Annotated in this window: 26 protein-coding genes and 1 tRNA gene; 19 read left to right on the top strand and 8 right to left on the bottom strand. The window is 69.9% G+C overall.

Annotated features, from left to right (window positions below):
- Window positions 1–430: 430 nt before the first annotated feature.
- The 3 genes from ABZ810_RS47115 (at window position 431) to ABZ810_RS47105 (ending at window position 3,901) form a co-directional block, all read left to right on the top strand.
- Window positions 431–1,036, top strand: coding sequence for an XRE family transcriptional regulator (locus tag ABZ810_RS47115; protein ID WP_358415216.1), 606 nt, complete (start codon window positions 431–433; stop codon window positions 1,034–1,036).
- A gap of 2,117 nt (window positions 1,037–3,153) precedes the next feature.
- Window positions 3,154–3,441: a CD225/dispanin family protein gene (locus ABZ810_RS47110; protein WP_358415214.1), complete on the top strand. Its 288-nt coding sequence runs from the start codon at window positions 3,154–3,156 to the stop codon at window positions 3,439–3,441.
- A gap of 10 nt (window positions 3,442–3,451) precedes the next feature.
- A complete protein-coding gene (locus tag ABZ810_RS47105) occupies window positions 3,452–3,901 on the top strand; it encodes a DUF2752 domain-containing protein (protein WP_358415211.1) in 450 nt (149 codons plus the stop codon).
- Between the two features lie 346 nt (window positions 3,902–4,247).
- On the opposite strand, the gene ABZ810_RS47100 is transcribed toward ABZ810_RS47105, so the two are convergent.
- Entirely contained in the window at window positions 4,248–5,111 is an 864-nt protein-coding gene (locus tag ABZ810_RS47100) for a LysR family transcriptional regulator (protein WP_358415208.1), read from the bottom strand.
- A 71-nt stretch (window positions 5,112–5,182) separates the two neighbouring features.
- Here ABZ810_RS47100 and ABZ810_RS47095 point away from each other — a divergent pair, with 71 nt between their 5' ends.
- Entirely contained in the window at window positions 5,183–5,902 is a 720-nt protein-coding gene (locus ABZ810_RS47095; RefSeq protein ID WP_358415205.1) for an SDR family NAD(P)-dependent oxidoreductase, read from the top strand.
- 205 nt (window positions 5,903–6,107) lie between these two features.
- On the opposite strand, the gene ABZ810_RS47090 is transcribed toward ABZ810_RS47095, so the two are convergent.
- Together ABZ810_RS47090 and ABZ810_RS47085 are read right to left on the bottom strand one after the other, a co-directional pair.
- Window positions 6,108–6,983, bottom strand: a complete 876-nt coding sequence (locus ABZ810_RS47090; RefSeq protein WP_358415203.1) for a crotonase/enoyl-CoA hydratase family protein — start codon at window positions 6,981–6,983, stop codon at window positions 6,108–6,110.
- A 35-nt stretch (window positions 6,984–7,018) separates the two neighbouring features.
- Window positions 7,019–8,296 (bottom strand): DUF418 domain-containing protein, encoded by a 1,278-nt coding sequence (locus ABZ810_RS47085; protein WP_358415200.1) that lies wholly within the window; start codon window positions 8,294–8,296, stop codon window positions 7,019–7,021.
- A 483-nt stretch (window positions 8,297–8,779) separates the two neighbouring features.
- On the opposite strand from ABZ810_RS47085, the gene ABZ810_RS47080 reads away from it, so the two are divergent.
- Both ABZ810_RS47080 and ABZ810_RS47075 read left to right on the top strand, forming a co-directional pair.
- On the top strand, window positions 8,780–9,322 hold the full coding sequence (locus tag ABZ810_RS47080) for a ferritin-like domain-containing protein (protein ID WP_358415197.1): 543 nt from the start codon (window positions 8,780–8,782) through the stop codon (window positions 9,320–9,322).
- Window positions 9,323–9,580: 258 nt separating this feature from the next.
- Complete coding sequence (locus tag ABZ810_RS47075; RefSeq protein ID WP_358415194.1) at window positions 9,581–10,435, top strand: TetR/AcrR family transcriptional regulator; 855 nt, start codon at window positions 9,581–9,583, stop codon at window positions 10,433–10,435.
- 21 nt (window positions 10,436–10,456) lie between these two features.
- Here the strand turns inward: ABZ810_RS47075 and ABZ810_RS47070 are convergent, their stop codons facing one another.
- A complete protein-coding gene (locus ABZ810_RS47070; protein ID WP_358415191.1) occupies window positions 10,457–11,233 on the bottom strand; it encodes a thioesterase family protein in 777 nt (258 codons plus the stop codon).
- Between the two features lie 202 nt (window positions 11,234–11,435).
- On the opposite strand from ABZ810_RS47070, the gene ABZ810_RS47065 reads away from it, so the two are divergent.
- The 6 genes from ABZ810_RS47065 (at window position 11,436) to sthA (ending at window position 17,402) form a co-directional block, all read left to right on the top strand.
- Window positions 11,436–12,479: an alpha/beta hydrolase family protein gene (locus ABZ810_RS47065; RefSeq protein ID WP_358415188.1), complete on the top strand. Its 1,044-nt coding sequence runs from the start codon at window positions 11,436–11,438 to the stop codon at window positions 12,477–12,479.
- 198 nt (window positions 12,480–12,677) lie between these two features.
- Complete coding sequence (locus ABZ810_RS47060; protein WP_358415185.1) at window positions 12,678–13,619, top strand: alpha/beta hydrolase family protein; 942 nt, start codon at window positions 12,678–12,680, stop codon at window positions 13,617–13,619.
- Window positions 13,620–13,721: 102 nt separating this feature from the next.
- Window positions 13,722–15,263, top strand: a complete 1,542-nt coding sequence (locus ABZ810_RS47055; protein ID WP_358415182.1) for an NAD(P)/FAD-dependent oxidoreductase — start codon at window positions 13,722–13,724, stop codon at window positions 15,261–15,263.
- A gap of 176 nt (window positions 15,264–15,439) precedes the next feature.
- Entirely contained in the window at window positions 15,440–15,772 is a 333-nt protein-coding gene (locus tag ABZ810_RS47050) for a plasmid stabilization protein (protein ID WP_358415179.1), read from the top strand.
- Between the two features lie 18 nt (window positions 15,773–15,790).
- Window positions 15,791–15,925 carry a hypothetical protein gene (locus ABZ810_RS47045; RefSeq protein ID WP_358415176.1) on the top strand — a complete coding sequence of 45 codons (135 nt, stop codon included), beginning with the start codon at window positions 15,791–15,793 and terminating at the stop codon, window positions 15,923–15,925.
- A gap of 73 nt (window positions 15,926–15,998) precedes the next feature.
- Window positions 15,999–17,402, top strand: coding sequence for a Si-specific NAD(P)(+) transhydrogenase (gene sthA / locus ABZ810_RS47040; protein WP_358415173.1), 1,404 nt, complete (start codon window positions 15,999–16,001; stop codon window positions 17,400–17,402).
- Here the strand turns inward: sthA and ABZ810_RS47035 are convergent, their stop codons facing one another.
- Complete coding sequence (locus ABZ810_RS47035; RefSeq protein ID WP_358415170.1) at window positions 17,403–17,819, bottom strand: SsgA family sporulation/cell division regulator; 417 nt, start codon at window positions 17,817–17,819, stop codon at window positions 17,403–17,405. It lies immediately after the preceding gene.
- A gap of 313 nt (window positions 17,820–18,132) precedes the next feature.
- Here ABZ810_RS47035 and ABZ810_RS47030 point away from each other — a divergent pair, with 313 nt between their 5' ends.
- From ABZ810_RS47030 to ABZ810_RS47010, 5 genes are all read left to right on the top strand, one after another.
- On the top strand, window positions 18,133–18,558 hold the full coding sequence (locus tag ABZ810_RS47030) for a PGPGW domain-containing protein (protein ID WP_358415168.1): 426 nt from the start codon (window positions 18,133–18,135) through the stop codon (window positions 18,556–18,558).
- 82 nt (window positions 18,559–18,640) lie between these two features.
- Window positions 18,641–18,715, top strand: a tRNA-Val gene (locus ABZ810_RS47025).
- A gap of 270 nt (window positions 18,716–18,985) precedes the next feature.
- The gene (locus tag ABZ810_RS47020; protein WP_358415165.1) at window positions 18,986–19,453 is read left to right on the top strand and encodes an SRPBCC family protein; all 468 of its coding nucleotides are present in this window, start codon (window positions 18,986–18,988) and stop codon (window positions 19,451–19,453) included.
- A 51-nt stretch (window positions 19,454–19,504) separates the two neighbouring features.
- On the top strand, window positions 19,505–20,026 hold the full coding sequence (locus ABZ810_RS47015; RefSeq protein WP_358415162.1) for an STAS domain-containing protein: 522 nt from the start codon (window positions 19,505–19,507) through the stop codon (window positions 20,024–20,026).
- A gap of 290 nt (window positions 20,027–20,316) precedes the next feature.
- Complete coding sequence (locus ABZ810_RS47010) at window positions 20,317–21,303, top strand: SMP-30/gluconolactonase/LRE family protein (protein ID WP_358415159.1); 987 nt, start codon at window positions 20,317–20,319, stop codon at window positions 21,301–21,303.
- Here ABZ810_RS47010 and ABZ810_RS47005 read toward each other — a convergent pair.
- From ABZ810_RS47005 to ABZ810_RS46995, 3 genes are all read right to left on the bottom strand, one after another.
- Complete coding sequence (locus tag ABZ810_RS47005) at window positions 21,300–21,602, bottom strand: hypothetical protein (protein ID WP_358415156.1); 303 nt, start codon at window positions 21,600–21,602, stop codon at window positions 21,300–21,302. The genes ABZ810_RS47010 and ABZ810_RS47005 overlap by 4 nt on opposite strands.
- Before the next feature lie 75 nt (window positions 21,603–21,677).
- Complete coding sequence (locus ABZ810_RS47000; protein ID WP_358415154.1) at window positions 21,678–22,526, bottom strand: SDR family oxidoreductase; 849 nt, start codon at window positions 22,524–22,526, stop codon at window positions 21,678–21,680.
- A 48-nt stretch (window positions 22,527–22,574) separates the two neighbouring features.
- The gene (locus ABZ810_RS46995) at window positions 22,575–22,940 is read right to left on the bottom strand and encodes a VOC family protein (RefSeq protein ID WP_358415151.1); all 366 of its coding nucleotides are present in this window, start codon (window positions 22,938–22,940) and stop codon (window positions 22,575–22,577) included.
- Window positions 22,941–23,579: 639 nt separating this feature from the next.
- On the opposite strand from ABZ810_RS46995, the gene ABZ810_RS46990 reads away from it, so the two are divergent.
- Window positions 23,580–24,068, top strand: coding sequence for a DUF6328 family protein (locus tag ABZ810_RS46990; RefSeq protein ID WP_358415148.1), 489 nt, complete (start codon window positions 23,580–23,582; stop codon window positions 24,066–24,068).
- A gap of 278 nt (window positions 24,069–24,346) precedes the next feature.
- A partial coding sequence (locus tag ABZ810_RS46985; protein WP_358415145.1) for a sigma factor occupies window positions 24,347–24,666 on the top strand: 320 nt, incomplete at its 3' end.

Here is a 24,666-nt window from a genome sequence, read left to right as displayed (position 1 = left end):
GAAACGGACACCCACCGTTAGGTTTCGCTTTCGCGATTCCCGCTCGGAGGCGACTCATTTACTTTATCAGATCCGCTCGGCTTGTCAATTTGCCTTGCTTTTCCGACAACACTCTTTCAGATCCGCTTTCGCGGCCCTTCCGGAGTGGTGTTGCCATTTCATCAGATCCAGCCGAGTTATCCAAATCAGCCAATTCTGACGCACCGCAGCATCGAGGGCATGGGAAAATCATGCCACTCGTGATCTTCGGTAGTTTCCCCGCGGACCGGCCGCCGGACAGGCGTCTTCGGTTCCCTCCAGGGACAAGGAGTGAATCTATGCGGTCCTGCCGCGTACGTCAAATCGGTTCCGGGAACCCCCATCAGCCCATCCCCTGCCACAATGACAACACGAGTTGCTGATTCTGGGAACCAGGAGGTGAAATGGGGTCATGGAGCACTCAGACGCCATCGCGACAGCCCTGGCCGAAGTCGGGCCCCGTCTCAAGCGCCTCCGCGTGGAGCGCGGCGTGACGCTGACTGCGCTGGCAGACGTGACGGGCATCTCGAAGAGCACGTTGTCGCGGCTCGAATCCGGTCAGCGGCGCCCCAGCCTCGAACTGCTGCTGCCGATCGCCCAGGCTCACCAGGTGCCGCTGGATGAGTTGGTCGGCGCTCCCGAGGTCGGTGATCCGCGGATCCGGTTGACGCCGCGCGAGGTCGGCGGGCGGACCATCGTTCCGCTGACCCGCCAGCCAGGCGGCGTCCAGGCGTACAAGATGGTGATCCCCGCCGACGGTTGCACACCCGACCTCCGCGTCCATGAGGGCTACGAGTGGATGTACGTGTTGTCCGGGCGCCTGCGCCTCGTCCTCGCCGAGCACGACATCGTCCTGCGCAAGGGAGAGGTGGCCGAGTTCGACACCCGCGTACCGCACTGGTTCGGCAGCACGGGGGACGAGCCGGCCGAGATCCTCAGCCTCTTCGGCCCGCAGGGCGAGCGCATCCACGTCCGAGCTCAGCCCAAGAAGAAGGACTCAGGCACCCCCGACGATTGAGCTGCGGACGAGTCGAGGCCCGACCCGCGCCCCACGTCCCCTGCGACCCGCCTGCTGCTCGCCATTGCCCGCGGCCCTTCTCTCCGGCCGCACCGTTCCTGCGCCTACGCGTCTCCCCGCCCTTGCATGCCGACCACGTCTGACGACGGTGAACGGGCAGAGGTGCGCGGCGAGCCTGCGTTGGAGCAAGAGTCGTGGCGCGTTCGCGCCCAACCGTCCAAGTAGGGCTCCAGTCGCATTCCTTCTAATACAGGTCTCGGCACCCTCCCGATCCAGGCGGCCCGACCGCGTCGCGAACGCCGCCCGGTAGCCGGGTTGACGTGCGCCTCCGCGAAGGAGAGCAGGGACATGCCTTCGGGCACCTCACCTGCTTTCACCACGGGCCGTTCCAGAATCCGCCGATGGCGACGCGCGAGGGCCAGCCGCCGCTCGTCGGATGCCGCCCCTGACGCGATCCGCTCCAGCGGCCGTCCCAACTGGGGCTTCAGAAGAGGCGGGCGGTGCTCGATCCTGCTCCTCCTGTCCTGCTTCTCCCGGGCTAGACCCCTGCCAGCGAATTCGTGCCCACCGTCCTAATGCCACCGTTCGCGTGCAAGCCCGACGGCCGGGCTCCCCAGGTGACGCGTTTCCTCCGTCCCGGCGTCCGCCGGGCCGTCGCCGAGCAGGGATGACAGGCACGCTTCCGCCGGTCGGTGTCGGCGTTCTTCCAGCATGGGAGCTGCCGGGGTGGGTGCAGCTCAATCCGACGTCCGTCGCGGTCGTTGGCCTCAAGCAGCGCGGCGGGGTGCGCGCCGAACGGCGTGCGCTGAAGGCCGAGCAGGCGGGCAGTCCCGCCCGGCCCTGCCATCTGACGTCCCGTCCTCGTGCTCTCACCCCGACCGCATACCGATGGCCGCCACCAGGCGGCCCCAGCCCGGCGGCCTCGACCCGGCCGTCTCAGCCCGCAGGTTCAAGCCGAGCGATTTGCCTCCGACCGTTCTTACCCGGCGGTCTCAGCCCAGCTTCCCGAGCCCTCGCCACTCACTTTGGGTCGCCCCTCTCGGGCGCTGGCTGGGGCCAGTTGGCATCTGGCGTCCAGTGCTGCTGGTAGAAGCGGCTGCGCGCTGGGTGATGGTGGTAGCGCGTGCCAGCGGTGGGGTGGGTGCCGTGGTGGCGACCCGCACCCGGTGGTCCGCACGTAGTGGCCTGCGCGTGCCAGTCCGCGCGTGGCGGCGGCCCCCGCGCGTAGTGACGGGTCCGCACGTGGCGGCGGGCCCCGCGCATGGTGCTGGTCCGCACGTGGCGGTCCGCGCGTGTGATGGTGGCCCGAGTGTGATGGTGGCCTGCGCGTGGCAGTCCGCGCGTGGTGGCAGTCCGCGCCTGGTGGCGGCCCCGCGCGGGGTGGTGGTGGCCTGCCTGTGATGGTGGCCTGCGCGTGGTGATGGCCTGCACGTGGTGGTGGTCCGCGCGTGGTGGTGAATGGCGTGGATGGTGGGGGTAGGTGTCGGCGGTGCTGCGGGTAGCGGCGGATGTTAGAACGCGTGAATGTCGGGGCGCGTGCGGTAGTCGGCCTGGACGACGGCCCGACGGCGGTCGTGACGGTGACGGCGGGGCGCGTAGCTGTGGGCAGCGCCGTGGGTGCCGGTTGTGGGAGCGGTGGCGGGCGGTCTTCGGGATTGAGGGGTGGAGGGGCCTGAGTCTTGGAGGGTGCCTCACGGAGGGTTGGGCGGGAAGCGGTAGGAGTACGCGTCGATGGTGTGGACTTGGCGGCTGTGGCGGGGGCGTGGCTTGTGTGATCCACAGCACGCTCGGTAGTCGCTGCGGGTGCTTCTGGTAGCCGGTCGGGGCGCTCTCAAGCCCAGTGTCATCGGGCTCCCCGGGCGCTCAGGGCTGGCTTGGACAAAAACGCATGGACCCCGCGAAACGCTCCACCACCTGCGCAGTGCGATATTGGGACACCATTGGACAGATCACTCCGATAGGGTCTCTGCCACCGGGGACTTGGACAGCTCCAATCACCACAAACACCGCCTGTCCTGATGGCCACAGGCGGACTGTTCAGAGGGTTACGAGAACCAGGGCACCCGGAGCAACGTCACAGCACTGACGCAATCCCATGCTTCGGAGGTTCACACCAGATGAGCTACAACACCCCGGGCTACGGCGGCTACCCGTCTGCGCCGCAGGGCCCGCCGCCCCCCAACCACCTCGTGTGGGCGATCCTCACCACGATCTTCTGCTGCCTCCCGCTGGGGATCGTGTCGATCGTCTTCTCGACGCAGGTCAACTCCAAGTGGCAGTCCGGCGACCACGCCGGCGCCCAGAAGGCGTCCAACAACGCCAAGACCTGGGCCATCGTGTCCGCGGTCATCGGAGTGATCGCGGGCATCCTCTCCTTCGTCATCCAGCTCGCCCTGGCCAGCTGATCACGGTGCGATGACCCAGCTGATGTCTTCTGTGCGGCGGTCCGCCTCGTCCCTGCGGGGCGGGCCGCCGCGCGGTCTCCTGGCTCCGCTCGGGGTGCTCGTCATCGCCGTCACCGTCATCGGATACCTCGCCGCCGTCGACCCCAACGAGGGCGGCAACTACCCCACCTGCCCGTTCCTGGCCCTGACCGGGCACCAGTGCCCCGGCTGCGGAGCGCTGCGCACCATCCACGCCCTGGCCCACGGCCACCTCGGCGAGGCTTTCGGCCTCAACGTCTTCGTCGTGACGATGGTGCCCCTGCTCGCGTTCTTCTGGATCCGCTGGACCGTCGCGCGCGCCCGTGGCCGTCCCACCCGCACCAAGGCCGCCGATCCTCGCCTGATCTGGGCTTTTCTCGTCCTGGTGCTCGCCTTCTGGCTGGTTCGCAACCTCCCCTTCGGCGCGTTCCTCGCCGCCTGACCACGCGGCGGCGCGCCTCTGCCGCGCGTTCCGGACGCTCTCGTTCCCCGCCAGGACCGTCCCGCCTGCCAGGCGTTCAGACGCTCCCCGCGCTGGAAAGAAGACGCCGCAGCCTGCGCGCTGATGACGTTGCACGCCGGACTCGGGCCGGGCATCGCGCTGCTGCTTCGAGTCGCTCGTTCTCGGCAGGCTCCTGTACGGCGCGGCCCGGCGGTTCGCGGGTGGTTCGGCTTACGGGGAGAACCTGGTCAGGAGTTCCTGGGCACGCCGACGTTCGGTTCCGCACAGGTCGCCGGACCCGTCGGCGGATGCGGACGGGGTCATGTCCATCTCCAAGCAGCTCCGCCTACGCGGACCGGCTCTGGGCCTGCGCGCAGCCGGCAGCCGTCCGGACGAAGGCGGCCAGGGCAGGCGAACGAGCGTTCTCCGGCCAGGCCAGGAGGACGGTCACGGGAGCGGCGTCCACGACGGGGACGCAGACCAGGTCGCGGCGCAGGTGCAGGCGCGCGGACTCGGGGACGACGGCGGCCATCCGTCCCAGCGCTATGAGCTGCATGACCTCGGAGGGATCGCCGACCTCGGGCGCGTCCGGCCGTCCCGATCCCGGGACACCGCGCCAGCGCGGAAGGGGCTCGCCGTCGAGGTCGGACATCCGCAGGTCGGAACGTCCCGCCAGAGCGTGCCCGGACGGGAGGACGGCGACGGCCCCTTCGACCACCAGGGGCTCGGTGTCGAACCCGGTGAGGTCCTCGTACGGGTCATGCAGGAAGGCCACGTCAGCGGTGCCGTCCCTCAGGAGGCGGGCGCGTTCGGCCACGCCGGTGAGCATCACCTCGACGTCGACGGCTTCGGGGAGCGCCTCGTAGGCGGCGAGGATTTCGCGCAGTAGTCCAGCGTCACCGCCGGGCTTCATGACCACGACCAGGCGGGGGGCGGCGGGCAGGCCGGCCCGGCGGGTGCGCCGCGCGGCCGCGGTCACGGCGTCGAGGGCCACGACGGCCTCGCGGGCTAGGACCTCCCCGGCCGGGGTGAGGGCGACGCCGCGGCTGTCGCGATCGAGGAGGACCACGCCCAGGCGGCGTTCGAGCTGCTTGATGGCGCGGGAGAGCGGCGGCTGGGCGATGCCGAGGCGCGCGGCGGCACGGCCGAAGTGGAGCTCCTGCGCGACGGCGAGGAAGTACGCCAGTTCCCGCGTCTCGACTCGGTCCATACCGGCAGGGTATTGCGCGTGAGCCAAGCGGTCCTGGCCGCGCGCGGCCACCGGCTGATGGGCTCGGACGCATGACGATCGCATTGGTGACCGGGGCCAACAAGGGCATAGGCCGCGAGATCGCGGCGGGGCTGGTCGCGCGGGGCGTGACGGTGCTGCTCTGCGCGCGCGACGCCGAGCTCGGCGCGACGGCGGCGCAGGAGGTCGGTGCGCGGCCGATGGTGCTGGACGTGACCGACGACGGAAGCGTCCGGGCGGCGGCGCGGGAGGTCGGGGAACGCTGGGGCCGGCTGGACGTCCTGGTCAACAACGCCGGGATCTCGGGAGACCTCGCCTCGCAGGCGCCGGGGAGGATCGACCTGGCGAACGTCCGGCAGGTGTTCGAGACGAACGTGCTGGGCGTCATCAGGGTGACGGAGGCGATGTCGCCCTGGCTGCGGCGGTCGGACGCGGCGCGGGTGGTGAACGTGTCCAGCGGGGTCGGCTCACTGGGGCACCAGACCGACCCCGGGCACTACATGTCCGGGCTGCCCGCGTCACTCGCGTACCCGCCGTCCAAGACCGCGCTGAACGCGGTGACGGTGCAGTACGCGCGGGCGTTCGCCCGGGACGGGATCCTCGTCAACGCGGTGGCGCCCGGTGCCTGCGCCACCGACTTCACCAAGGACCTGGGACTCGGGATCACCCGCACCGCCGCCGACGGCGCCGCCGTCGCACTGCGGATGGCGACGCTCGGCGCGGACGGGCCAACGGGCACCTTCGTCGACGACGAAGGCACCGTCCGCTGGTGACCCCGTCCCAGCCACGCACTCTCAGTCCCGGAAGCCTGCGCCGCGTGGACAACTTCGCACCAGGTGGCCGCCTGGACCACGCCACCAAAGCAACGCCGAACCTCAACCCGAGTGGGAGCGCATCGCGCACCTCAGGCCGCGTGGACAGCGCCGCGTGGACAGCGCCGCGTGGACAGCGCCGCGTGGCTGGGGGCGGGGGCTGGGGTCAGGTGGGGTCGGTGAAGTTAGGGGGGCGTTTCTCGAAGTAGGCCTTGACGGCTTCGGCCTGGTTGGGGGTGCCGCGGAGGGCGCCGAGTTCGCGGGACTCTTCGAGGTACTGCCCGGCCAGGTCGCGGTCGGAGGCGCGGTTGAGGAGGCGCTTGGCGGCGCGGATGGCGTGCGGGCTGTTGGCGGCGATCTCGCGGGCCAGGTCGGTGGCGGCCTGGCGCGGGTCGTCGGCGGTACGGGTCGCGAGGCCCAGCCGTACGGCCTCCTCGCCGGACACCATGCGGCCGGTAAAGGTGAGCTCCTTGGCGACGTCCTCGCCGACCAGGCGGATGAGCGCGGCCGTACCGGTCATGTCGGGCACCAGTCCCCAGCGGATCTCCAGGACCGACAGCTTGGCGTCGGGGGTCACGATCCGCAGGTCGGCGCCGAGCGCGATCTGCAGGCCGCCGCCCAGCGCGTGCCCCTGGACAGCGGCGATGACGGGCTGGGGCAGTTCGCGCCACGCGTGCGCGGCCTGCTGGCCGAGGTTGGTGATGCGGCCGGGCTCGCGGTCGGTGATGTCGTTGAGGAGCCGGGCGAAACGTTTCGCGCCACCGGACGGGCCGGCGTCACCGGACGGCCCCTCGCCTTCGGAGGACGCCGGGGCGCCGTTCGCCATGGCGGCGAAGTTGGAGAAGTCGAGGCCCGCGCTGAACGAACGCCCCTCGCCCGACAACACCACCGCCCGGACGGCGGGGTCGGCGGCGATGCGGTCGCCGGCGTCCATGAGGGCCTCGAACGTGGCCAGGTCGAGGGCGTTGAGCTTGTCCGGACGGTTCAGCCGTACGTCGGCGACGCCGTCGTCGGTGACGGACACGGTCACGCGGTCGGTCATATCGGGGGTCCTCTCCGGCGCCGAAGGCTTCCCGGTCACGATCTCACGGCGTCTCCGGCGACCGGCCGGGGCCGTCCGTATATGAGCCGCCGGAGCACGACCTCGGCGGGTCCGCGCAGGTCACGGCGTTCCAGCTCGTACGCGGCGAGGACCGTGGCCAGCCACACGCCCACCGCGAAGAGCGCCATCGTGGCGCTGCCCAGGTGGGCGCCGAGGCCGAGCCCCCACGCGGCGAGGATCGGCGAGAAGATCAGCGAGTGGGTGAGGTAGGACGAGAGCGACCGCTTGCCGACGGCCGCGACGGCAACGACTGGACGGCTGCCGTGGAGGCGGGCGCGGGTCGACAGCCAGTGCGCGAGGAGCCCGAAACAGGCGACGTACCCGATGCCGCCGGCGATGCCGGTGACGTCCCTGAGCTGGGTGAGGACGCCCGCCTCGCTCACGGCGGCGGGCGGCACGTCCAGCGCCCCGACGTGCGCGAGGGCCGAGGGCAGCGCGCCGAGCCAGCCGATCGCGAGGCCGGCTGCGGCGGTGACGGTCAGCAGGCGCAGGTGCCTGCCAGGCTCCTCCAGGACGCGGCGGCGGGCCGCCCAGAAGCCGAGCAGGAACTGCGGGAGGGTGAGCGACAGGAGCCCCGCCATGAACGTGATCTGCAGGCCCGTGCGGAGCCGGGTGGCCGCAGCCGTCAGCGGGTCCTCCTCTTCCGCGGCGAACGCCGTGTACGAGGGTTCCGTGGTCGTGGTGCCGTACGCGCCGAGGTCGCCGTTGACCGCCGCCTGCAGCGCGGGCCCGGCGAAGATCAGTGTGAGCCCGGCCAGTCCGAGCGCCCAGGAGAGGATCGTCCGGTCCGCGCGGCGCAGGAACAGCAAGCCGATCACCAGGCTGCCGACGCCGTACGAGCCGAGGACGTCCCCCGCCATCAGCAGGGTGGCGTGCAGGAGGCCGAGGACGATCAGGAAGAGGCTGCGCCGCCGCAGCAGTGCGACCGCCGTCCGTTCTCGCGTTCCGGCGGCCGTCTGGCGCAGGTAGAGCTGCATCATCCCGTAGCCGAAGAGGAACGCGAACAGCGGATAGACGCGCTGGTCCAGCATGACGATCATCAGGAACTGCACGGCGTGGTCGACCGGCGATCCGTCCACCGGATGCCAGCCCGACGAGCCGTGCCGCGCCGCGTACAGGTGGAACGCGGTGTTGGAGAGGACGATCAGCAGCAACATCACGCCGCGCGCCAGGTCGGGGGCGAGCGCCCGTTCCTTCGTCCGCACCGCGCCTCGGGCGATCGTCGCGCGGCGTGGGCGAGGGATGGTGCGCATGACCCCACGCTAAGCGCACGCCCGCCGGGCATCGGCTTCCGGGCTAGTCCCTCCAGACCAAAGTCGAGCCTTGGACCACCGGTGGTCGAAAAGGTACCGCCGGCGGTGGGACAAGCGGCCTTCACCAGCCGGTGCGGCGGCGTAGCCGTTCGAGTGAGATCTCGCCCTGTGCTCGCTGGAACGCGCGCAGGGTCGGCAGGCCGGGCGGCTCGGGCTGCCGGCCCGACCAGATAGCCGGTGAGGGCGGCGAGCACAGCCGTCACGTCCGCCTCGTCGGCGCTCTCGGCGACCGGGGGGCGTCGAAGATGTCCTGGCGCCGCGGGCGGCGTCCGCGGGTGTGACACGGCGACGTGACTCAGATCACGTACTCCGGCCTCATGCTTTCTTGACGGCGCCGTGACTTTGGGGGCGCCCGGGATAGGTGAACAAACACCGGGGAGGGGAACACCCGAGGACGGACCAGAGCAGAGAGGACGGCCCGACATGGCCGAGTTTCTGAGTGACCTGACGAAGTTGCGCGAGCGCGCCCGGACGGAGATCGACAAGGGTCCGGTGACCGAGGCGTACGGAGCCGACGTCGACCGGGTCATCCAGGTGTGCAACGAGGCCCTCGCCACCGAGCTGGTGTGTGTGCTGCGCTACAAGCGGCACGCCTACACCGCGACCGGCATCTACTCCGAGAGCGTGGTGGCCGAGTTCAAGGAGCACGCCGCCGACGAGTACGAGCACGTCGACAAGCTGGCGACGCGCATCACGCAGCTGGGCGGGGAGCCCGACTTCAACCCCGAGATCCTGGCCGGGCGCTCGCACACCACCTACGACGCGAGCCTGAACCTGGTCGACATGATCAAGGAAGACCTGGTCGCCGAGCGCGTCGCGATCGCCTCGTACACCGAGATCATCCAGTGGCTCGGCGACGGCGACCCCACGACCCGCCGGGTGTTCGAGGACCTGCTGGCCGACGAGGAGGACCACGCCGACGACCTGCGCGGCCTGCTCGAGCGCCTGCCCAAGGACCTCGCCTGACCGCCTCGCCCGTTCCCTCTCTTCGGGAGGCCCCCGGCGGGACTCGTGAGGGGTCCTCGGCGGGCCGTTCCCGGCATGGTCCAGAACGCGACCGTACGGGTGCGCGCCGGCGTGCACTTCAGCGCCGGCGCGCCTCTCGATCTCGGCCGTTATCAGGAGACTGACAATTGCCGAGCCGCTTTTCCCGGGGCATTGCGGACGGGGCCGCCGAGCCGGGAGCATGCGTCCACCATGAGTGGACACGGCTAAGGTGGCGGCATGTCCGACCAGGATCCGCAGGGCGCCGAGCCCGGCGTCGTGACCGGCGACGAGACAGCGAAGGGGACGGTCGCGCGGCCCGGTCGGGGCGGACGTAAAACGGGCACCCGCAAGCGGCCGCCATTTCGGCGGCTGCCGTCCGACAAACGCCGCCAGGAGATCATCTCGACGGCCATCAAGGTGTTCCGGGAACGCCCGCAGGACGAGGTCTCGATCGACGATCTGGCGGCCGCCGCGGGCAGTTCGCGTTCGTCGCTCTACCGCTACTTCGACAGCAAGCAGGAGTTGTACGAGGCGGTCGCCGGCGCGGTGGGCGCGGAGGTCATCGAACGGCTGAGCGACGTCGACGAGGGCGTCCCGTCGTGGAACCTGATGATCCGGCTGACCGTCTACTTCGACTTCATCGAGGAGTACGAGGGGATCGTGGCCGGCGTGCTCGCGGTGGGGTCGAGCGAGGCGCCCGAGGCCGCCCGCGCCGCCGCGCAGCGGGTGCGCGACCACATCCTGCGGATCACGTGCGACACGCTGGAGGTCGGCGAGCCCACTCCCGCGCTGGAGATGGTGATCCGCTCGTGGATCGCCGGGGTCGAATGGGCGGGCGTGGAGTGGCTGCGCACCCGCTCGCTGCCGCGCGGCGAGCTCGAGATCCTGCTCGCGCGGCAGCTGGGCATCACGCTCATCGGCGTCGCCCCGTCCGACCCGGCCATCGCCGAGCGCGTCGCCTGGTGGGCGAGCGTCGAGCCGCCCGACGGCCCGTTCGGCGTGCTGCTCCGCAGCGTCACCGGCCTCTTCGACGTCAAGATGATGGGGCACCTGGCGCGCATGCTCAGCTACGAGGAACCCGCCGCCCCCTGACCCGCCCCTGAGGCGTTCTTCTCAGTGCGGGGCGACGAGCAGGGTCTGGAGGCCCTGGCCCACCGTGCCCGCCGAGTCGGCCAGCCTCGACTCGGCGAGGGCGCACCCTCCCGGCGCGGACTGGAGGCGCGCGCTCATGAAGAGCCACTCCCCCACCGGGTCGCGGTGCAGCGCCACGGTGAGGTCGGTGTTGATCACCAGCCACCGCGAGAAGTCGATCTCGCTGCCGACGCCCGACGCGCTGTCGGCGAGGACGAGCGCCCGCACCAGCGGCGTGTCCTCCTCGCCCGCGACGAGCGGCCCGCGTGCCCGCGCCCACACCTCGCCCGGTCCCGGCTTGCCGAACGTGCCGCGCACGAAGCGCCACTCCATCGCCGACAGGTAGCCGTCCAGGTTCATGGCCTCCCAGCCGGCGAACGGCGGCGGCCCGGTCTCCGGCAGCTCCGGCACCGGGCCGTCCTCGATGGTCTCCAGGCCCGCGGGCGCCGCGGCGACGCGCCAGGCGGTCGCGCGGGCCACGGTCCGGCCCTCGTGCGCGAGCTCGGCCTCCAGCAGCGCCACCCGCTTGCCCGGACGGACGACACGCGTCGCGACGTGCAGGGGCGCGACCGGGACAGGCCCGAGGAGCTCGACGGTCACGCGCGCGACGCGGGTGCCGGGCGCGGGGTCGTGGCGTTCGAAGGCACGGCCGAACAGGGCCGACACCGGACCCGCGTGCTGGAACTCCGGCGACCAGGGCCCGGCCGTCGCCGGGGTCGAGCCGAACCCGCCGTCCCCCAGCGGCTCGTAGAACGCCATCTCCGTGCTCCTCCCGCGCGCCCCCACCAGAACAATGTTCTAGGCAGCTTAGCGTCACGGCGAACTACTGCACGGCACTCAACTTTCGACAGGTATCGGATCATTTATTGTCACTCGCGCCTATTGCAGCATGTGGCGCTGCTTCACCAGACTCTTCGTCCAGCCGCGCGGTCGCCGGGCTGCGCACCATGCGAGGAGACAGATGGCAGCCCTGGTCCGCCGCAGGTCGATCCGTTCCGCTGGATGGCGACGCCGCTCGTTCGCGACGGGCACGATCGCCGCGACCGCGCTGGGCCTCGGGATCGTCGTCACCGACGCCACCGCCCAGGCGGCACCGAGCCCCCGCGCCGCGTCCGACGGCGCGCGCATCACCAAGACCGCCCGGCTCGCCGCGCGCCAGGTCGACATCACCGTGCAGTCCCCCGCGCTCGGCAAGTCGGTCAAGACGCGCATCCTGCTGCCGGCCGACTGGCAGCAGACCACGACCCGGACCTGGCCGGTGCTGTACGCCTTCCACGGCGGCCAGGACGACTACACGTCCTGGACCAAGAACACCGACATCGAGGCCTGGGCCGCGGCGTACGGCGTCATCGTCGTGATGCCGGAGGCGTCCAACGGCTCGTACGCGGACTGGTTCAACTACGGCAAGGGCGGCTCTCCCAAGTGGGAGACGTTCCACACGCAAGAGGTCCGCCAGCTCATCGAGCGCAACTACCACGGCGGCGGCTCGCGGGCGGCGATCGGCAACTCCTCGGGCGGGCACGGCGCGTTCAGCTACGCCGCCCGGCACCCGGGCCTGTTCCGGTACGTGGCGTCGCTGAGCGGCATCCTGTCGATGCGGTCGCCGGGCATGCCGGCGATGCTGATGTTCACCAACGCGGGCAACGGCCAGGACCCGTTCGCGATCTGGGGCATCCCGTGGGCCGACGACGCCAACTGGGCCGCGCACGACCCGTCCGCGCTCGCCTCGAAGCTGAAGGGCACCGGCCTGTTCTTCTCGGCCGGCACCACCGGCCGGCCCGGCCCCGGCGACCCCGACGTCGCCCCGTGGGACATCGGCCTGCTGAGCGAGATCGCGATCGGCGCGAACAACAACGAGTTCCGCAAGAGGCTCGACCAGGTCGGCGTCCCCTACACCGCGCACATCTATGGCGACGGCCGCCACAACTGGCCCGCCTGGGTGCGCGAGTCGAAGTTCATCTGGCCGACGCTGATGAAGTCCCTCGGCGCCACGAAGAACTCCTGACGACCGTCTGATCTCGTCCTTCACCTGGTGTTACACCTCAAGCCGCGGGCCCTGGCCCGCGGCTTGAAATGTATTTGATAAAAGCCGCGGAACGCACTGACCTGAACGCCGTTCGGGAATATTCCGGGTAACCCCCGCCCCCTTTCCCGAAAGGCCCCGCAATTGGGTCGATGCTCGACCCCTGCCTGCGCGGCAGGGGTGTTCGTCCTGCTCGTTTTCCTCATCTCCGGACTGGGACCGGCCACGCCCGCTCCCGCCGAGGCCGCCGGGGCCACCGTCGTCGCCGAGACGACCGTCGCCCCGCGCACGCTGGATCTGACCATCGAGTCGCCCGCGATGGGCGGCCGCGAGAAAGTGCGGCTCCTGGTGCCGCCCGGCTGGTCGCGGACCTCACCGCGCACCTACCCGACACTCTGGCTGCTGCACGGCGGCGTCGACGACTACACCGCGTGGACGCGCGATACCGACGTCGAGCAGCTCACCGCGACCTCCGACGTCATGGTCGTCATGCCGAACGCAGGCCGCTGCGGCAACTACTCGGACTGGTGGAACTACGGCCGCGGCGGACCGCCCCGCTGGGAGACGTTCCACATGACCGAGCTCCGGCAGATCCTCGAACGCGACTACCGGGCCGGCACGGTGCGCGCCGTCGCGGGCAACTCGATGGGCGGTCTCGGCACGATGGCGTACGCGGCGCGGTTCCGCGGCTCCTTCCGCGCGGCCGTGGCGTTCAGCGGCTACCTGCACACCATGCACGGCCACAAGGCGGGCGACGACTCCACCGGCTGGGGTCCCGCGCTGGCCTGTCCCGGCACCGACTGGCGGCGCGTCTGGGGCGACCCCGACGACCAGGCCGCCGTCTGGCACGCGCACAACCCCTACGACCTGGCCGACCGGCTGGCGGGCGTCCGCCTGCGGGTGACCAGCGGCAACGGCAAGCGCGGCCCGCTCGGCGGGTCGATCCTCACCGATCCGGTGGAGTCCGGCACCTACACCCACGCCCAGGCGTTCGCAGGCCGGCTGCGTTCGCTGGGGATCCCGGTGACGACGCGTTTCTATGACGGGCAGCACGACTGGCCGTACTGGCAGCGCGAGCTCCACCTCGCCTATCCCTGGCTGATGGAGGCTCTCGGCCAGTGAACCCCTGGCCACCCTTCTGACCATCCTTCTGACCATCCTTCTGACCGTCCTCCGGCCGCCCCCGGATGGCCGGTCACGGCGCCCGTGTGCTGTGCTGAGCGCATGTATGACGTCGTGATCGCCGGGGGCGGCCACAACGGCCTGGTCGCCGCCGCGTACCTGGCCGGGGCGGGCCGCCGGGTGCTGGTCCTGGAACGCCTCGGCCACCTCGGCGGGCTCGCCGTGTCGGAACGGGTCTTCCCCGGGGTCGACGCGCGGCTGTCGCGCTACTCGTACCTGGTGAGCCTGCTGCCCACGCGGATCATGCGGGACCTGGGGCTGCCGGTCGAGCTGCGCCGGCGCCGGTACGCCTCGTACACGCCGATCGGCGCCGGCGGCCTGCTGGTGGACAACGCCGACGACGCCCGCACGGCGGCGTCGTTCACCCAGGTCACCGGCGGTACCGGGGACTTCGCGGCGTGGCGGCGCTTCTACGCGCTCGCCGCGCGCGTCGCGCGGCGGGTGGCTCCGACGTTGCTGGAGCCGCTGCGCGACCGGGCCGGCCTGCGCGGCGTCGTGAACGACGACGAGGCGTGGCGCGATCTCTTCGAACGGCCGATCGGGGACGTGGTGGCCGAACGTTTCGCCGACGACGGCGTCCGCGGGGTCGTGCTGACCGACGCGCTGATCGGCACGTTCGCCGACCCGGACGACCCGGGGCTGCTCGCCAACCGCTGCCTGCTCTACCACGTCGTCGGGGACGGCACGGGTGACTGGAACGTCCCGGTCGGCGGAATGGGCGCGGTGAGCGGCGGCCTGGCCGAGGCCGCCCGCGCCGCCGGCGCCGACCTGCGGACCGGCATGGAGGTGCTGGCGATCGACCCGGCCGGCGAGGTGACGTTCAGGGAAACCGCCTCGGGCGCCGAGCACGCCGTGAACGCCCGCCACGTCCTGGTCAACCTGCCGCCCGCCGTGCTCGCCCGCGTGATGGGCGAGGGGACGTCCGGGGGCGCCGGCGCTCCCGAGGGCTCGCAGCTCAAGGTGAACATGGTGCTGTCGCGGCTCCCCCGGCTGCGTGACCCGTCCGTACGGCCCGAGGAGGCGTTCGGAGGGACGTTCCACATCAACGAGACCCAGGCGCAGCTGGCGGCCGCGTACGCCGAGGCTGCGGCCGGACGCGTCCCCTCCCTGCCACCGGCGGAGGTGTACTGCCATTCGCTGACCGACCCGTCGATCCTCGGGCCGGAGCTGCGCACCTCGGGGGCGCAGACCTTGACGCTGTTCGGCCTGCACATGCCGGCCCGGTTGTTCCGCGCCGATCCTGTGCGCGCGCGGGAGGAAGCCCTGCGGGCCACGCTCGCCTCGTTCGACACCGTGCTGGCCGAGCCCATCGAGGACTGCCTGATGCGGACGCCCGAGGGCGCGCCCTGCCTGGAGGTGAAATCCCCGGTCGACCTGGAAAACGAGGCGGGGCTGCCGGGCGGCCACATCTTCCACCGCGACCTGAGCTGGCCGTACGCCGAGGACGCGGACGAGCGCGGCCGATGGGGCGTGGAGACCGGCCATCCGCGCGTGCTGCTGTGCGGGGCCGGAGCCCGGCGCGGCGGCGGCGTCAGCGGCATTCCCGGCCACAACGCCGCCCGCGCCGTCCTCGAGGCGTTCTGACGCGCCTCCGGTTCGTACACCGTCTGCCCGTCCTGCTCTCGCGGTGACGTGCGTTCGCGCAGGTCACCAGCCCTTCGCCATGTGATCGCAAAGTTGCGCGAGGGACGCATGGTCCTGGTTTGCCCGGGTAGCGCTATCCGTACATACGACGCCAAACGGGACGACAGGAGTGCATGATGCCGCAACAGGCGTGGAGCAAGAAGCGCGAACGCCAGTATCAGGACATCAAGTCGTCAGAGCTCGACCGCGGCGCGAGCGAGCAGCGCGCCGAGGAGATCGCCGCCCGTACCGTCAACAAGAACCGCGCCCGGTCGGGCGAGGCGAAGCAGGCGAGCAAGATCTCGACGCGGACCAAGTCTCCCCAAGTTCGCGGCGGTCAGCGCGCGGGCCGCGGCCTCGGGCCCGGCGGGCGGACCAAGGAACAGCTCTACGCCGAGGCCAAGCGGCGCAACATCAAGGGCCGCTCCCAGATGACCAGGAACGAACTCCAGAAGGCGCTCAGCCGATAAGAGGAGGGGACCGACCCGATGATGGCCTGGCTCGCCGCCATTCCCGTCATATTCGCGCTGGTGCTCACCATGGAGAAGTTCGAGCGCCACATGCTCAGCAGCGACGATCTCCCCGGACGCCGCTCGGGCCGCCACCGAACCGAAGGAAGCTGAACCGAACGCCGCGAACCGGATTGATCACGCCATGGGCCTTATGCCGGAGGCCGCACACGGCCAGACTGGGGGCGTGAGCGACTTCGACATCCTCGTACTCGGGTCGGGCCCCGGCGGGCAGCGCGCGGCGATCGCGTCGGCCAAGCTCGGACGGCGGGTCGCCATCGTCGAACGGCGCAACATGATCGGCGGGGTGTGCATCAACACCGGGACGATCCCGTCGAAGACGCTCCGTGAAGCCGTGCTCTACCTGACCGGCCTCAACCAGCGGGAGTTGTACGGGCAGAGCTACCGGGTCAAAGAGGACATCACGCCCGCCGACCTGGGCATGCGCACCCAGCACGTCATCGGGCGCGAGATCGACGTGATCCGCAGCCAGCTGGCCCGCAACCGGGTGACGGTCCTGCCGGGCACCGGGCGGTTCCTGGACCCGCACACCATCGGCGTCGGCAACGGCGACGACCGGGAGCACAAGGTCACCGCAGACAAGATCGTCATCGCCACCGGCACCAAGCCCGCGCGGCCCGACACGGTCGCGTTCGACGACAAGACGATCATCGACTCCGACGGCATCATCAACATGGAGCGCATCCCCGAGACGATGGTGGTCGTCGGCGCCGGGGTGATCGGGATCGAGTACGCCTCCATGTTCGCCGCGCTCGGCACCAAGGTCACGGTGGTCGAGCGGCGCGAGCGCATGCTGGAGTTCGCCGACCTAGAAGTGGTCGAGGCCCTCAAGTACCACCTGCGTGACCTGGCGGTCACGTTCCGTTTCCGCGAGTCGGTGGCCTCGGTCGAACGCCGCAACGGCGGCGCGATCACCGTTCTGGAGAGCGGCAAGCGCATCCCCGCCGACACCGTGATGTACTCGGCCGGGCGGCAGGGCATGACCGACGAGCTCGACCTCAAGGCCGCGGGTCTCACCGCCGACCGCCGGGGCCGGATCAAGGTCGGCCGCGACTACGTCACCGAGGTGCCGCACATCTACGCCGTCGGCGACGTGATCGGCTTCCCGTCGCTGGCCGCCACGTCGATGGAGCAGGGCCGGGTCGCCGCCCACCACGCCTGTGACGAGCCCGTCACCGGGATGCACGAGCTCCAGCCGATCGGCATCTACACGATCCCCGAGATCAGCTTCGTCGGCCGTACCGAGGACGAGCTCACCGAGTCGAAGGTGCCCTTCGAGGTGGGCGTCTCCCGCTACCGCGAGCTGGCCAGGGGCCAGATCATCGGCGACTCGTACGGCATGCTCAAGCTCCTGGTCTCGTCCGAGGACCGTTCCCTGCTGGGCGTCCACGTCTTCGGCACCGGCGCCACCGAGCTGGTCCACATCGGCCAGACCGTCATGGGCTGTGGCGGCACCGTCGACTACCTGGTCAACGCCGTGTTCAACTACCCGACCCTGGCCGAGTCGTACAAGGTCGCCGCCCTGGACGCGATGAACAAGATGCGCCAGATCGCCCGCCTCAGCGAGTGATCAGGACGGCCAGAGCAGGTTCTCCAGCTCGGCGTCCATGTCGACGAACTCCGACTCCTGGCCGGCGGGCACGACCTGGTAGGTCCGGTGGAGGAAGTCGGCCAGCGGCGACAGCGGCACCTCGAACAGCGCGTTGCCGAACGGCGATGAGAGCGCGATGTTCAGGATGGTGTCGTTGTCCCCGGTGGGCCACACCTCCACGTCGCCGTCCCCGACCTTGCGCACGATGCCGACGGTGAGGAGTTCGCGAGCGAAGATCCACTCCACCGGCTCGTCGTTGCCGACGTAGAACGCCATCCGGATGGCGTACGGGTCGTCGGCCGCGTACTCCAGCCCGGCGAGCAGGGGGACGGTCGTGCGGTCTGGGACGACGAGACGGAGGCCCAGCTCTGCTGAGACGGTGGTGCTGCTGTTCATGGCCATTCCTTCACGACGTCGGTCCCGCTAACGCGCGGGCGTGTTCCGGTGGGAACCTCACTCCCTCTCACGGATGTCCCCGCGATCTATGACGCGTAACTGAGGGAAGATGTGGGAACATTCCGTCCCCGGCACTCTCTGTGATCTATCTCACGTTCTCAAAAGTGGGTGCTGACCTGGGCAAAGGCGGATCTATCGGGCACCCCCTCCGAGCGGGGGGCTTCTCCATGTGTGACGATCGACGGGGCGCCTTTGGTTGCCCAAAACCACCCTGCGGCCCGATGCGGCCACCTTCTTGGCATAGAGTAAAAGCGTGGCAATAAACCATGAAAAGGACGCCTCGGACACCGAACCCAACCCGTTCGGCCGCTTCCGGGAGTTCGTCCGGAGGAACCGGCTCCTCAACACGACCTGGCGCATCGGCGTCTTCACCGTCGGCGTGACGGTCCTGATCGGCGGCCTCGTCATGATGGTCGCCCCGGGCCCCGGCATCCTGGGCATCATCGTCGGACTCGCCATCCTCGCCACCGAGTTCGCCTGGGCCCAGCGTGCCCTCCACCACGCCAAGCAGGCCGCCGAGAAGGCCAAGGAGAAGGCCCTCGACCCCCGCAAGAAGCGCCGGAACACCATCCTGGCCGTCATCGGAGGCATCCTCGTCGGCGCCGCCGTCATCGCCTACCTGGCCGTCTACGACTTCAAGCTCCCCTGGGACATCCAGGACTGGACCCCCTGGAGCTGACACACCACGATTACTGATGTGTGAGCACCCCCCGTGATGCGCTAGAGTTTCCGACGTCGGAAGGCCTCAAGGCAGTCCGCGCGGGCGATTAGCTCAGTGGGAGAGCGCTTCGTTCACACCGAAGAGGTCACTGGTTCGAACCCAGTATCGCCCACCAGATTCTCCCAGCTCAGAGCCGTGATCCTTGACCAGGGATCGCGGCTCTCGGTCTTTGTGCCCGCCTGTGGGAGCCGCTTGGGAGGCGATCCTGTCGTTCTCCCGCCTCCGGCCGGTCAGGAGCGGGCAGCCAGGAACGTCGACCTGGCCTCGATCGTGTACCGGTCAGGGTCGTGCCCGGGGTCAGCGGTCAACGGTTTGTGGTTGCGAGTCGCGTTTGAGGTGGTTTGCGGCGGGCAGGGGCGGGCCCTTCGGAGGAAGGGAGGATTCCATGAGCACCACCATCGAGCAGTCGATCGACGTGGCCGTTCCAGTCGGGGTCGCCTACAACCAGTGGACGCAGTTCACCGAGTTCCCGAGGTTCATGGAGGGCGTCGATCAGGTCGAGCAGGTCAACGACACCCGCACCCATTGGAAGACCAGCATCGCCGGAGTGAAGCGGGAGTTCGACGCCGAGATCACCGAGCAGCTTCCCGACGAGCGCATCGCGTGGACGTCGACCGGCGAGCCGCGGCAGGCCGGTGTGGTGACGTTCCATCATCTGGCGCCGCAGCAGACCCGGGTGATGCTGCAGATGGAGTTCGTGCCCGAGGGCGCGGTCGAGAAGGCCGGCGCCGCGACGCACCTCGTCGAACGCCGGATCAAGGGCGACCTCAAGCGGTTCAAGGAGTTCATCGAGGCCAAGGGCGGCGAGACCGGCGGCTGGCGCGGCGAAGTCGGACAGAATCCAACCGCCTGACACCGACGGGCGGGCCCGGACTGCCGGCTCGGATGAATCCCGCCCAAGCCGGTGAACGAGGTCTGGCCGGTCGCCCGGACTTCAACGCGGACGACCGGCCTGCGCCCTGTTTACAACACGACAATGGGGAATCAAGCGGACATGAACGCGCTTCACACTTCATTGTCCACTCGCGAGGGAGCCGCAGTTCTCAAGCTCAGCGGCGCGATCGATCGGACCACCTGCGACGAGCTCGCCGAAGTTCTTCACCGGGTCCGGACGCGGCACGCGCCGCACATCATCCTGGATCTGACCGAAGTCACGTTCGTGGACAGCAGCGGACTCGACGTACTGACCAAGACCGCGGAGACCCTGCGGACCTTCGGCGGCAGCCTCGGGCTCGTCCGGCTGCGCTCACAGGTCCAGCACCTGCTCGGCGTTCTGGAGAAGAGGCAGGACTTCCGCGTCTTCGACACGGTCGACGAGGCGCTGGCTTCCGTTCCCCAGAAGTCGAGCACCGCACCGGCTCCGCCTCCCGCCACGTCCACGCGCCAGCCGGCCTGGCGGCTCATGTCGAGGCCCGAGACCACCTGACCCACGCGCCCGCCCATGGCTCCTTGCTCCCTCGTCTGCGCTGACCATCTCGTCGGCCAGAAGCGGTGAGACGGCTGCCCGGACGGGGGAAGATGTCCGGTTCCGCACTTCTTGGGTAACCGGGGAGGCGGTCGATCGTGTGAGGGCCTCCAGGCGGAGCACCGGGTCGGCCATCTCGCCGAACGCCTGCGTGACGCGACGCGCCGGCCAGGCTCGTCCCCCCCATCGCGCGACAACCACCGGGACAGTCGTGCTCACCGCATCGCCACCCCGGACAGGAGGGGATGGTCATGGCCAAGCCCGCGATCCAGCCCGTGATCTGGCGCCCGCCCCCGCGGCCGTCACGTGCGCGCAAACGCCGAGGCCCGGAGGACTTCCCCCTCCAACGCCTGCCACTGCCCGGGCGGGGGCCCGAGGAAGTCGTGGTCGAGGCGGACGGCACCCTGCTGACCGGAGTCCAGGACGGACGCGTCCTGCGGGTCGACCCGGTGTCCGGAGCGGTCGCGACCGTAGCCGACACGGGTGGCCGGCCGCTGGGCCTGCACGTGCTGGACGGCGGCCTCGTTCTGGTCTGCGACGCCGACCGCGGCCTGCTCCGGCTGGATCCGCGGACCTCGGAACTGAAGTCCCTGGCCGCCGTCCCGTTCGCCAGCAACGCCACCGCCCACGAGGACGGATCGATCTACTTCACCTCGTCGAGCACCAGGTTCGGCTTCGACCACTGGATGGGCGACATCCTGGAGCACTCCTGCACCGGGCGCCTGCTCCGGCTGGACCCGGACGGGACCCTGACCACCCTGGCGAACGGCCTGTGCTTCGCGAACGGGGTCGTGCTCACGCCCGACCGGAACGCCTTGATCGTCGCGGAGACGGGTGCCTACCGGCTCGTCCGCCACGACCTCGCCACCGGCTCCACCGAGGTGTTCGCCGACAACCTGCCCGGCGCACCCGACAACCTCGCCATGACCGGCGACGGACGCCTGTGGGTGGCCCTGGTGATCCGTCGCGACCCCCGCCTGGACCTGCTTCTCCGCACCCCGCCGATCCTCCGCCGCGCCCTCTGGGCCGTCCCGGACCGTCTCCGGCCCCCACCGGCCAGGACGACCTGGGTCGCCGCCCTCAGCCTCGACGGCCGGGTACTACGAGACCTCCAGCGACCGGACCGCGCGTACGGACGGGTCACCGGCATGGCCGAACACGACGGCCGCCTCTACCTCGGCAGCCTCACCGAGAAGGCCCTCGCCGTCATCGACCTCCGACGACGGCCCGCTGCCTAGCGGTCGACCTCCTCTTCGCTCGAATCCCGGCTCAGGTCGGCTGCGGCCCGTCGTTCCTTCTCAGCCACGGCCCGGGCCTCACGAGCGGCCTGCCGGGCACGTTCCGCATGCTCGCGATAGCGCGGGTCACCCTTTCGATCAGCCAAGGAGTCGTATGTCTCGGCGACCTCGCCGCGCACCCGCGCCACGTCCTCTTCGGTCTCGGCGATCTGCCCGGCCACCCGCCGAATACGGTCGAGCTTCTCCTCCCGCCCGGCCTCGGGTGTGCTTTCACCGGTAGCGGTCTCACCATTGCTCATGTCCAGCGCCCTACCCGCGGATGGGGCCCTCATCCGCGGAGACCTTCACCACCCCGCCTCGCCGAGGTGGCTCGGTCAGCCCGGGTGGATCTCGCCACCGGCCGGGACGAGGTTCTGGCCGGTGTAGTACGACGACAGCAGGTTGCTGGCGAAGAACACGTAGGAGGGCGCGATCTCGTCGGGCTGGGCCGGCCGGTTCATCGGAGCCTGCTCGCCAAAGCCCTCCACCCGCTCCTCGTCGAACGTCGCGGGAATGAGCGGAGTCCACACCGGCCCCGGCGAGACGGTGTTGACGCGGATGCCGCGCTCCATCAGCGCCTTGGCCATGGACTGGGCGAAAACCATCGCGGCCGCCTTGCTCGCGGAGTAGTCGATCAGGCTGGGATTGCCGCGAAGCCCGTTGATCGAGCCCGTGATGACGATCGAGCCGTCGTCGGGCAGGTGCTCCAGCGCCTCCTGCACCGACCAGAAGAGGCTGTACACGTTGACACGGAACGTACGGTCCAGATGCTCGGTATCGATTTCCCGGACGTCCTCGACCGGGTCCTGGGTCCCGTGATGCAGCACGAGCACGTCGAGGCCGCCGAGGTCACGGGCTGCATGCGCGACCACCTCGCGACTGTGCCGCTCCTCGTCCATGTCGCCCCCGAACGTGACGCAGCGACGGCCCTCGCGTTCGACCAGGCCGGCGGTGTGCCGGGCGTCGGCGTCCTCGTTCAGGTAGGTGATCGCCACATCGGCGCCCTCCTTGGCGAACGCCACCGCGACCGCACGGCCGATGCCCGAGTCACCACCGGTGACCAGGGCTCGTTTGCCCGCCAGCAGCCCGCGCCCCTCGTACTCACGCATCTCGTCATGCGGCTCCGGATCCATCTTCCCGGTCTCGCCGGGGTACTTCTGGCTCTGGCCTGCGGGGCCGCCCATGGTTTGGCTCCTGTCTCACTAGTCGGTCGGCGGAACGATCAGCCGGATCTATTGCCAGCGTTCGGAGTTGTCGTCGGTCAGTTCCTCGGGTCGGTCCGGGATGACGCAGAACAGCAACCCTGCCGGGTCTCTCATGACCCACCAGTCCTTCTCCTGGCGGACCTTCACGGCGCCGAGCCTCTCAAGCCGGGCGACCTCGGCCTCCAGATCGTCGGTATGAATGTCCAGATGGACCCGGGCCTCCCCCTCGGACTCCTCCAGCCGCTGAACCAGCAACTCGAACGCGGGCCCGGGAAGGGACGCGGTGCCGTGATACTCCGGGGTGTCGTCATCGGATCTCAGCTTCTGCCCGGACGCCGCCTCCCAGAACGCCAACTCCTGGCCGTGCCGGTCACCCGGGATGTCGATGACCACCTTGTGCAATCTGCTGCGATGCGCCACAACTCCTCCTGTTCAGTGCTCGCCGCGGTCGAACGCCGGGCGCGCCCCTCAGTCGCGCAGGCATTGCGGCAATTGGTGACCAACCGTCGTCGCTGCCATTGTTCGCCTCTCTACCGGCAGCTATGTGGCTCGCTTACCCACGGAGACGTCGCCATATCCGAGGCATGCCTGGCGCGCATGGCAACGACGGCAGATGTTCTTGGCGTCGCGTAGCTCGTCCGCGCCGAGCGGGAGAAGACCTCGGGATCCGTAGACCGGCAGGCGTACCCGGCCCATGGCGCGGTGGCGCCAGACATGATCACTCCTGGAAGCTGAATCGGCGGCGGGGCACCTCTCCTACCTCGCCCGCTTCCAGCCAAACCGTTGATCGCCGCGTAACCACGTCCATCAGAGGGCGGGAGCCCGCCTTGAACGTGATCGGGAAGATGCGCGGGGACGTGAGCGCGAGCGCGTCGGAGCAGTTCGCTTGTGCACTGGCCGAACTGAGCGATCTTCGCTGGTCAGCGCCGCCGACCGGCACCACAGCCGCGGAGGGGTCGCGCGGGACCGCCGGGGTAGGTATGGCATATAGGGCCAGGGCACTCGCCCGATGTTGTCTCTGAGGAGTTCAGCGTGTCCGAAGCGCCGCAGTCCGCCCGCCATGGGAATGAGTCAGAGACCCCGGCCGAGCACGCCGACCGCAACTTCGTCGAACTCCTCCAAGGCTTGCGCGTGGCCGTCACCGGCGTCCAGGTGTTGTTCGCCTTCCTGCTCACCGTCCCCTTCTCGATCGGCTTCACCAAACTCGACTCGTTCGACAAATGGCTCTACTACATCTCACTCGTAGCAGCCGCCATCGCCACGATGTTCTTCATCGCCCCCGTGGCCCAACACCGCGTCCTCTTCCGCCAAGGCCTCAAAGAATCACTGGTCCGCCGCTCCAACGCCTACGGAATGATCGGCACACTGGCACTCGCGGTCTCCATGACCGCCGCCACCATGATGGTCGTCGACTTCCTCTTCAACGGCCCACTACCCCTCATCACCGCCGCCGGCGCCGCCCTCTTGGCCGCCTGGCTCTGGTTCATCGAACCCGCCATCCGCCGCAGAACCGACACCTGACACAGGCGCTGCTCGCCGCCCCCGCTCTCGCCATCGCCCCTCGCTCAGCAACCAACGCCAGTCGATCAAAGCAGCGCTGGACCCGCGCGACGCCGCTAAGGCCATGCGGCGCTATCAGGACCTGCCTGTCGGGCAGCTGCGCCGGGCCTTCAGGTCGTCGCCGTGTTGCGCGATCACAAAAGGGGGGTATGGTCGGTTTTGAGGGCTAGGACGCAGCCCCCGGCCAGAGCGGCGTGTCGCTGGACCGCCGCGCGACTTCTGAGTTCCCGGGGATCGTCATGACCAGGCCTGTGCCTTCACCCGCCACCGCCTCACCGGCCCGCGAACCTTCTGAGAGCCCTTCAGCCGCGGCTTCTCACCCAGGACCGCCGAAGCTGTTCGATGGCCGAGCCGAAGAACTCCTCACACAGATCCGGCACCTGCCGCACGACGATGCACGGCGAGAACGACTGCGCGAAGAACTCGTCCGCATGCACCTCCCGTTCGCACGAAACGTCGCGAGACGTTACCGGAACCGCGGCGACGCCACCGAAGACCTGGAACAGGCCGCAATGCTCGGATTGGTGAAAGCGATCAACGGCTTCGACCCCGACATCGC

Origin of the sequence: Spirillospora sp. NPDC047279 (genome assembly GCF_040643285.1) — a bacterium.
In the GTDB taxonomy this organism is placed as follows: Bacteria; Actinomycetota; Actinomycetes; order Streptosporangiales; family Streptosporangiaceae; genus Spirillospora.
The sequence above is the reverse complement of the archived record's forward strand: the minus strand, read 5'-3'. Positions and strand labels throughout refer to the sequence as shown.

Coding starts and splice junctions, on each gene's coding strand:
- ABZ810_RS47075 (WP_358415194.1), top strand. CDS start 9,581: ATGTCCGACCAGGATCCGCAGGGCGCCGAGCCCGGCGTCGTGACCGGC.
- ABZ810_RS47080 (WP_358415197.1), top strand. CDS start 8,780: ATGGCCGAGTTTCTGAGTGACCTGACGAAGTTGCGCGAGCGCGCCCGG.
- ABZ810_RS47105 (WP_358415211.1), top strand. CDS start 3,452: ATGACCCAGCTGATGTCTTCTGTGCGGCGGTCCGCCTCGTCCCTGCGG.
- ABZ810_RS47070 (WP_358415191.1), bottom strand. CDS start 11,233: ATGGCGTTCTACGAGCCGCTGGGGGACGGCGGGTTCGGCTCGACCCCG.
- ABZ810_RS47095 (WP_358415205.1), top strand. CDS start 5,183: ATGACGATCGCATTGGTGACCGGGGCCAACAAGGGCATAGGCCGCGAG.
- ABZ810_RS47045 (WP_358415176.1), top strand. CDS start 15,791: ATGATGGCCTGGCTCGCCGCCATTCCCGTCATATTCGCGCTGGTGCTC.
- ABZ810_RS47005 (WP_358415156.1), bottom strand. CDS start 21,602: ATGAGCAATGGTGAGACCGCTACCGGTGAAAGCACACCCGAGGCCGGG.
- ABZ810_RS47055 (WP_358415182.1), top strand. CDS start 13,722: ATGTATGACGTCGTGATCGCCGGGGGCGGCCACAACGGCCTGGTCGCC.
- ABZ810_RS47065 (WP_358415188.1), top strand. CDS start 11,436: ATGGCAGCCCTGGTCCGCCGCAGGTCGATCCGTTCCGCTGGATGGCGA.
- ABZ810_RS47050 (WP_358415179.1), top strand. CDS start 15,440: ATGCCGCAACAGGCGTGGAGCAAGAAGCGCGAACGCCAGTATCAGGAC.
- ABZ810_RS47000 (WP_358415154.1), bottom strand. CDS start 22,526: ATGGGCGGCCCCGCAGGCCAGAGCCAGAAGTACCCCGGCGAGACCGGG.
- ABZ810_RS47035 (WP_358415170.1), bottom strand. CDS start 17,819: ATGAACAGCAGCACCACCGTCTCAGCAGAGCTGGGCCTCCGTCTCGTC.
- ABZ810_RS47115 (WP_358415216.1), top strand. CDS start 431: ATGGAGCACTCAGACGCCATCGCGACAGCCCTGGCCGAAGTCGGGCCC.
- ABZ810_RS47100 (WP_358415208.1), bottom strand. CDS start 5,111: ATGGACCGAGTCGAGACGCGGGAACTGGCGTACTTCCTCGCCGTCGCG.
- ABZ810_RS47090 (WP_358415203.1), bottom strand. CDS start 6,983: ATGACCGACCGCGTGACCGTGTCCGTCACCGACGACGGCGTCGCCGAC.
- ABZ810_RS47020 (WP_358415165.1), top strand. CDS start 18,986: ATGAGCACCACCATCGAGCAGTCGATCGACGTGGCCGTTCCAGTCGGG.
- ABZ810_RS47085 (WP_358415200.1), bottom strand. CDS start 8,296: ATGCGCACCATCCCTCGCCCACGCCGCGCGACGATCGCCCGAGGCGCG.
- ABZ810_RS47010 (WP_358415159.1), top strand. CDS start 20,317: ATGGCCAAGCCCGCGATCCAGCCCGTGATCTGGCGCCCGCCCCCGCGG.
- ABZ810_RS47110 (WP_358415214.1), top strand. CDS start 3,154: ATGAGCTACAACACCCCGGGCTACGGCGGCTACCCGTCTGCGCCGCAG.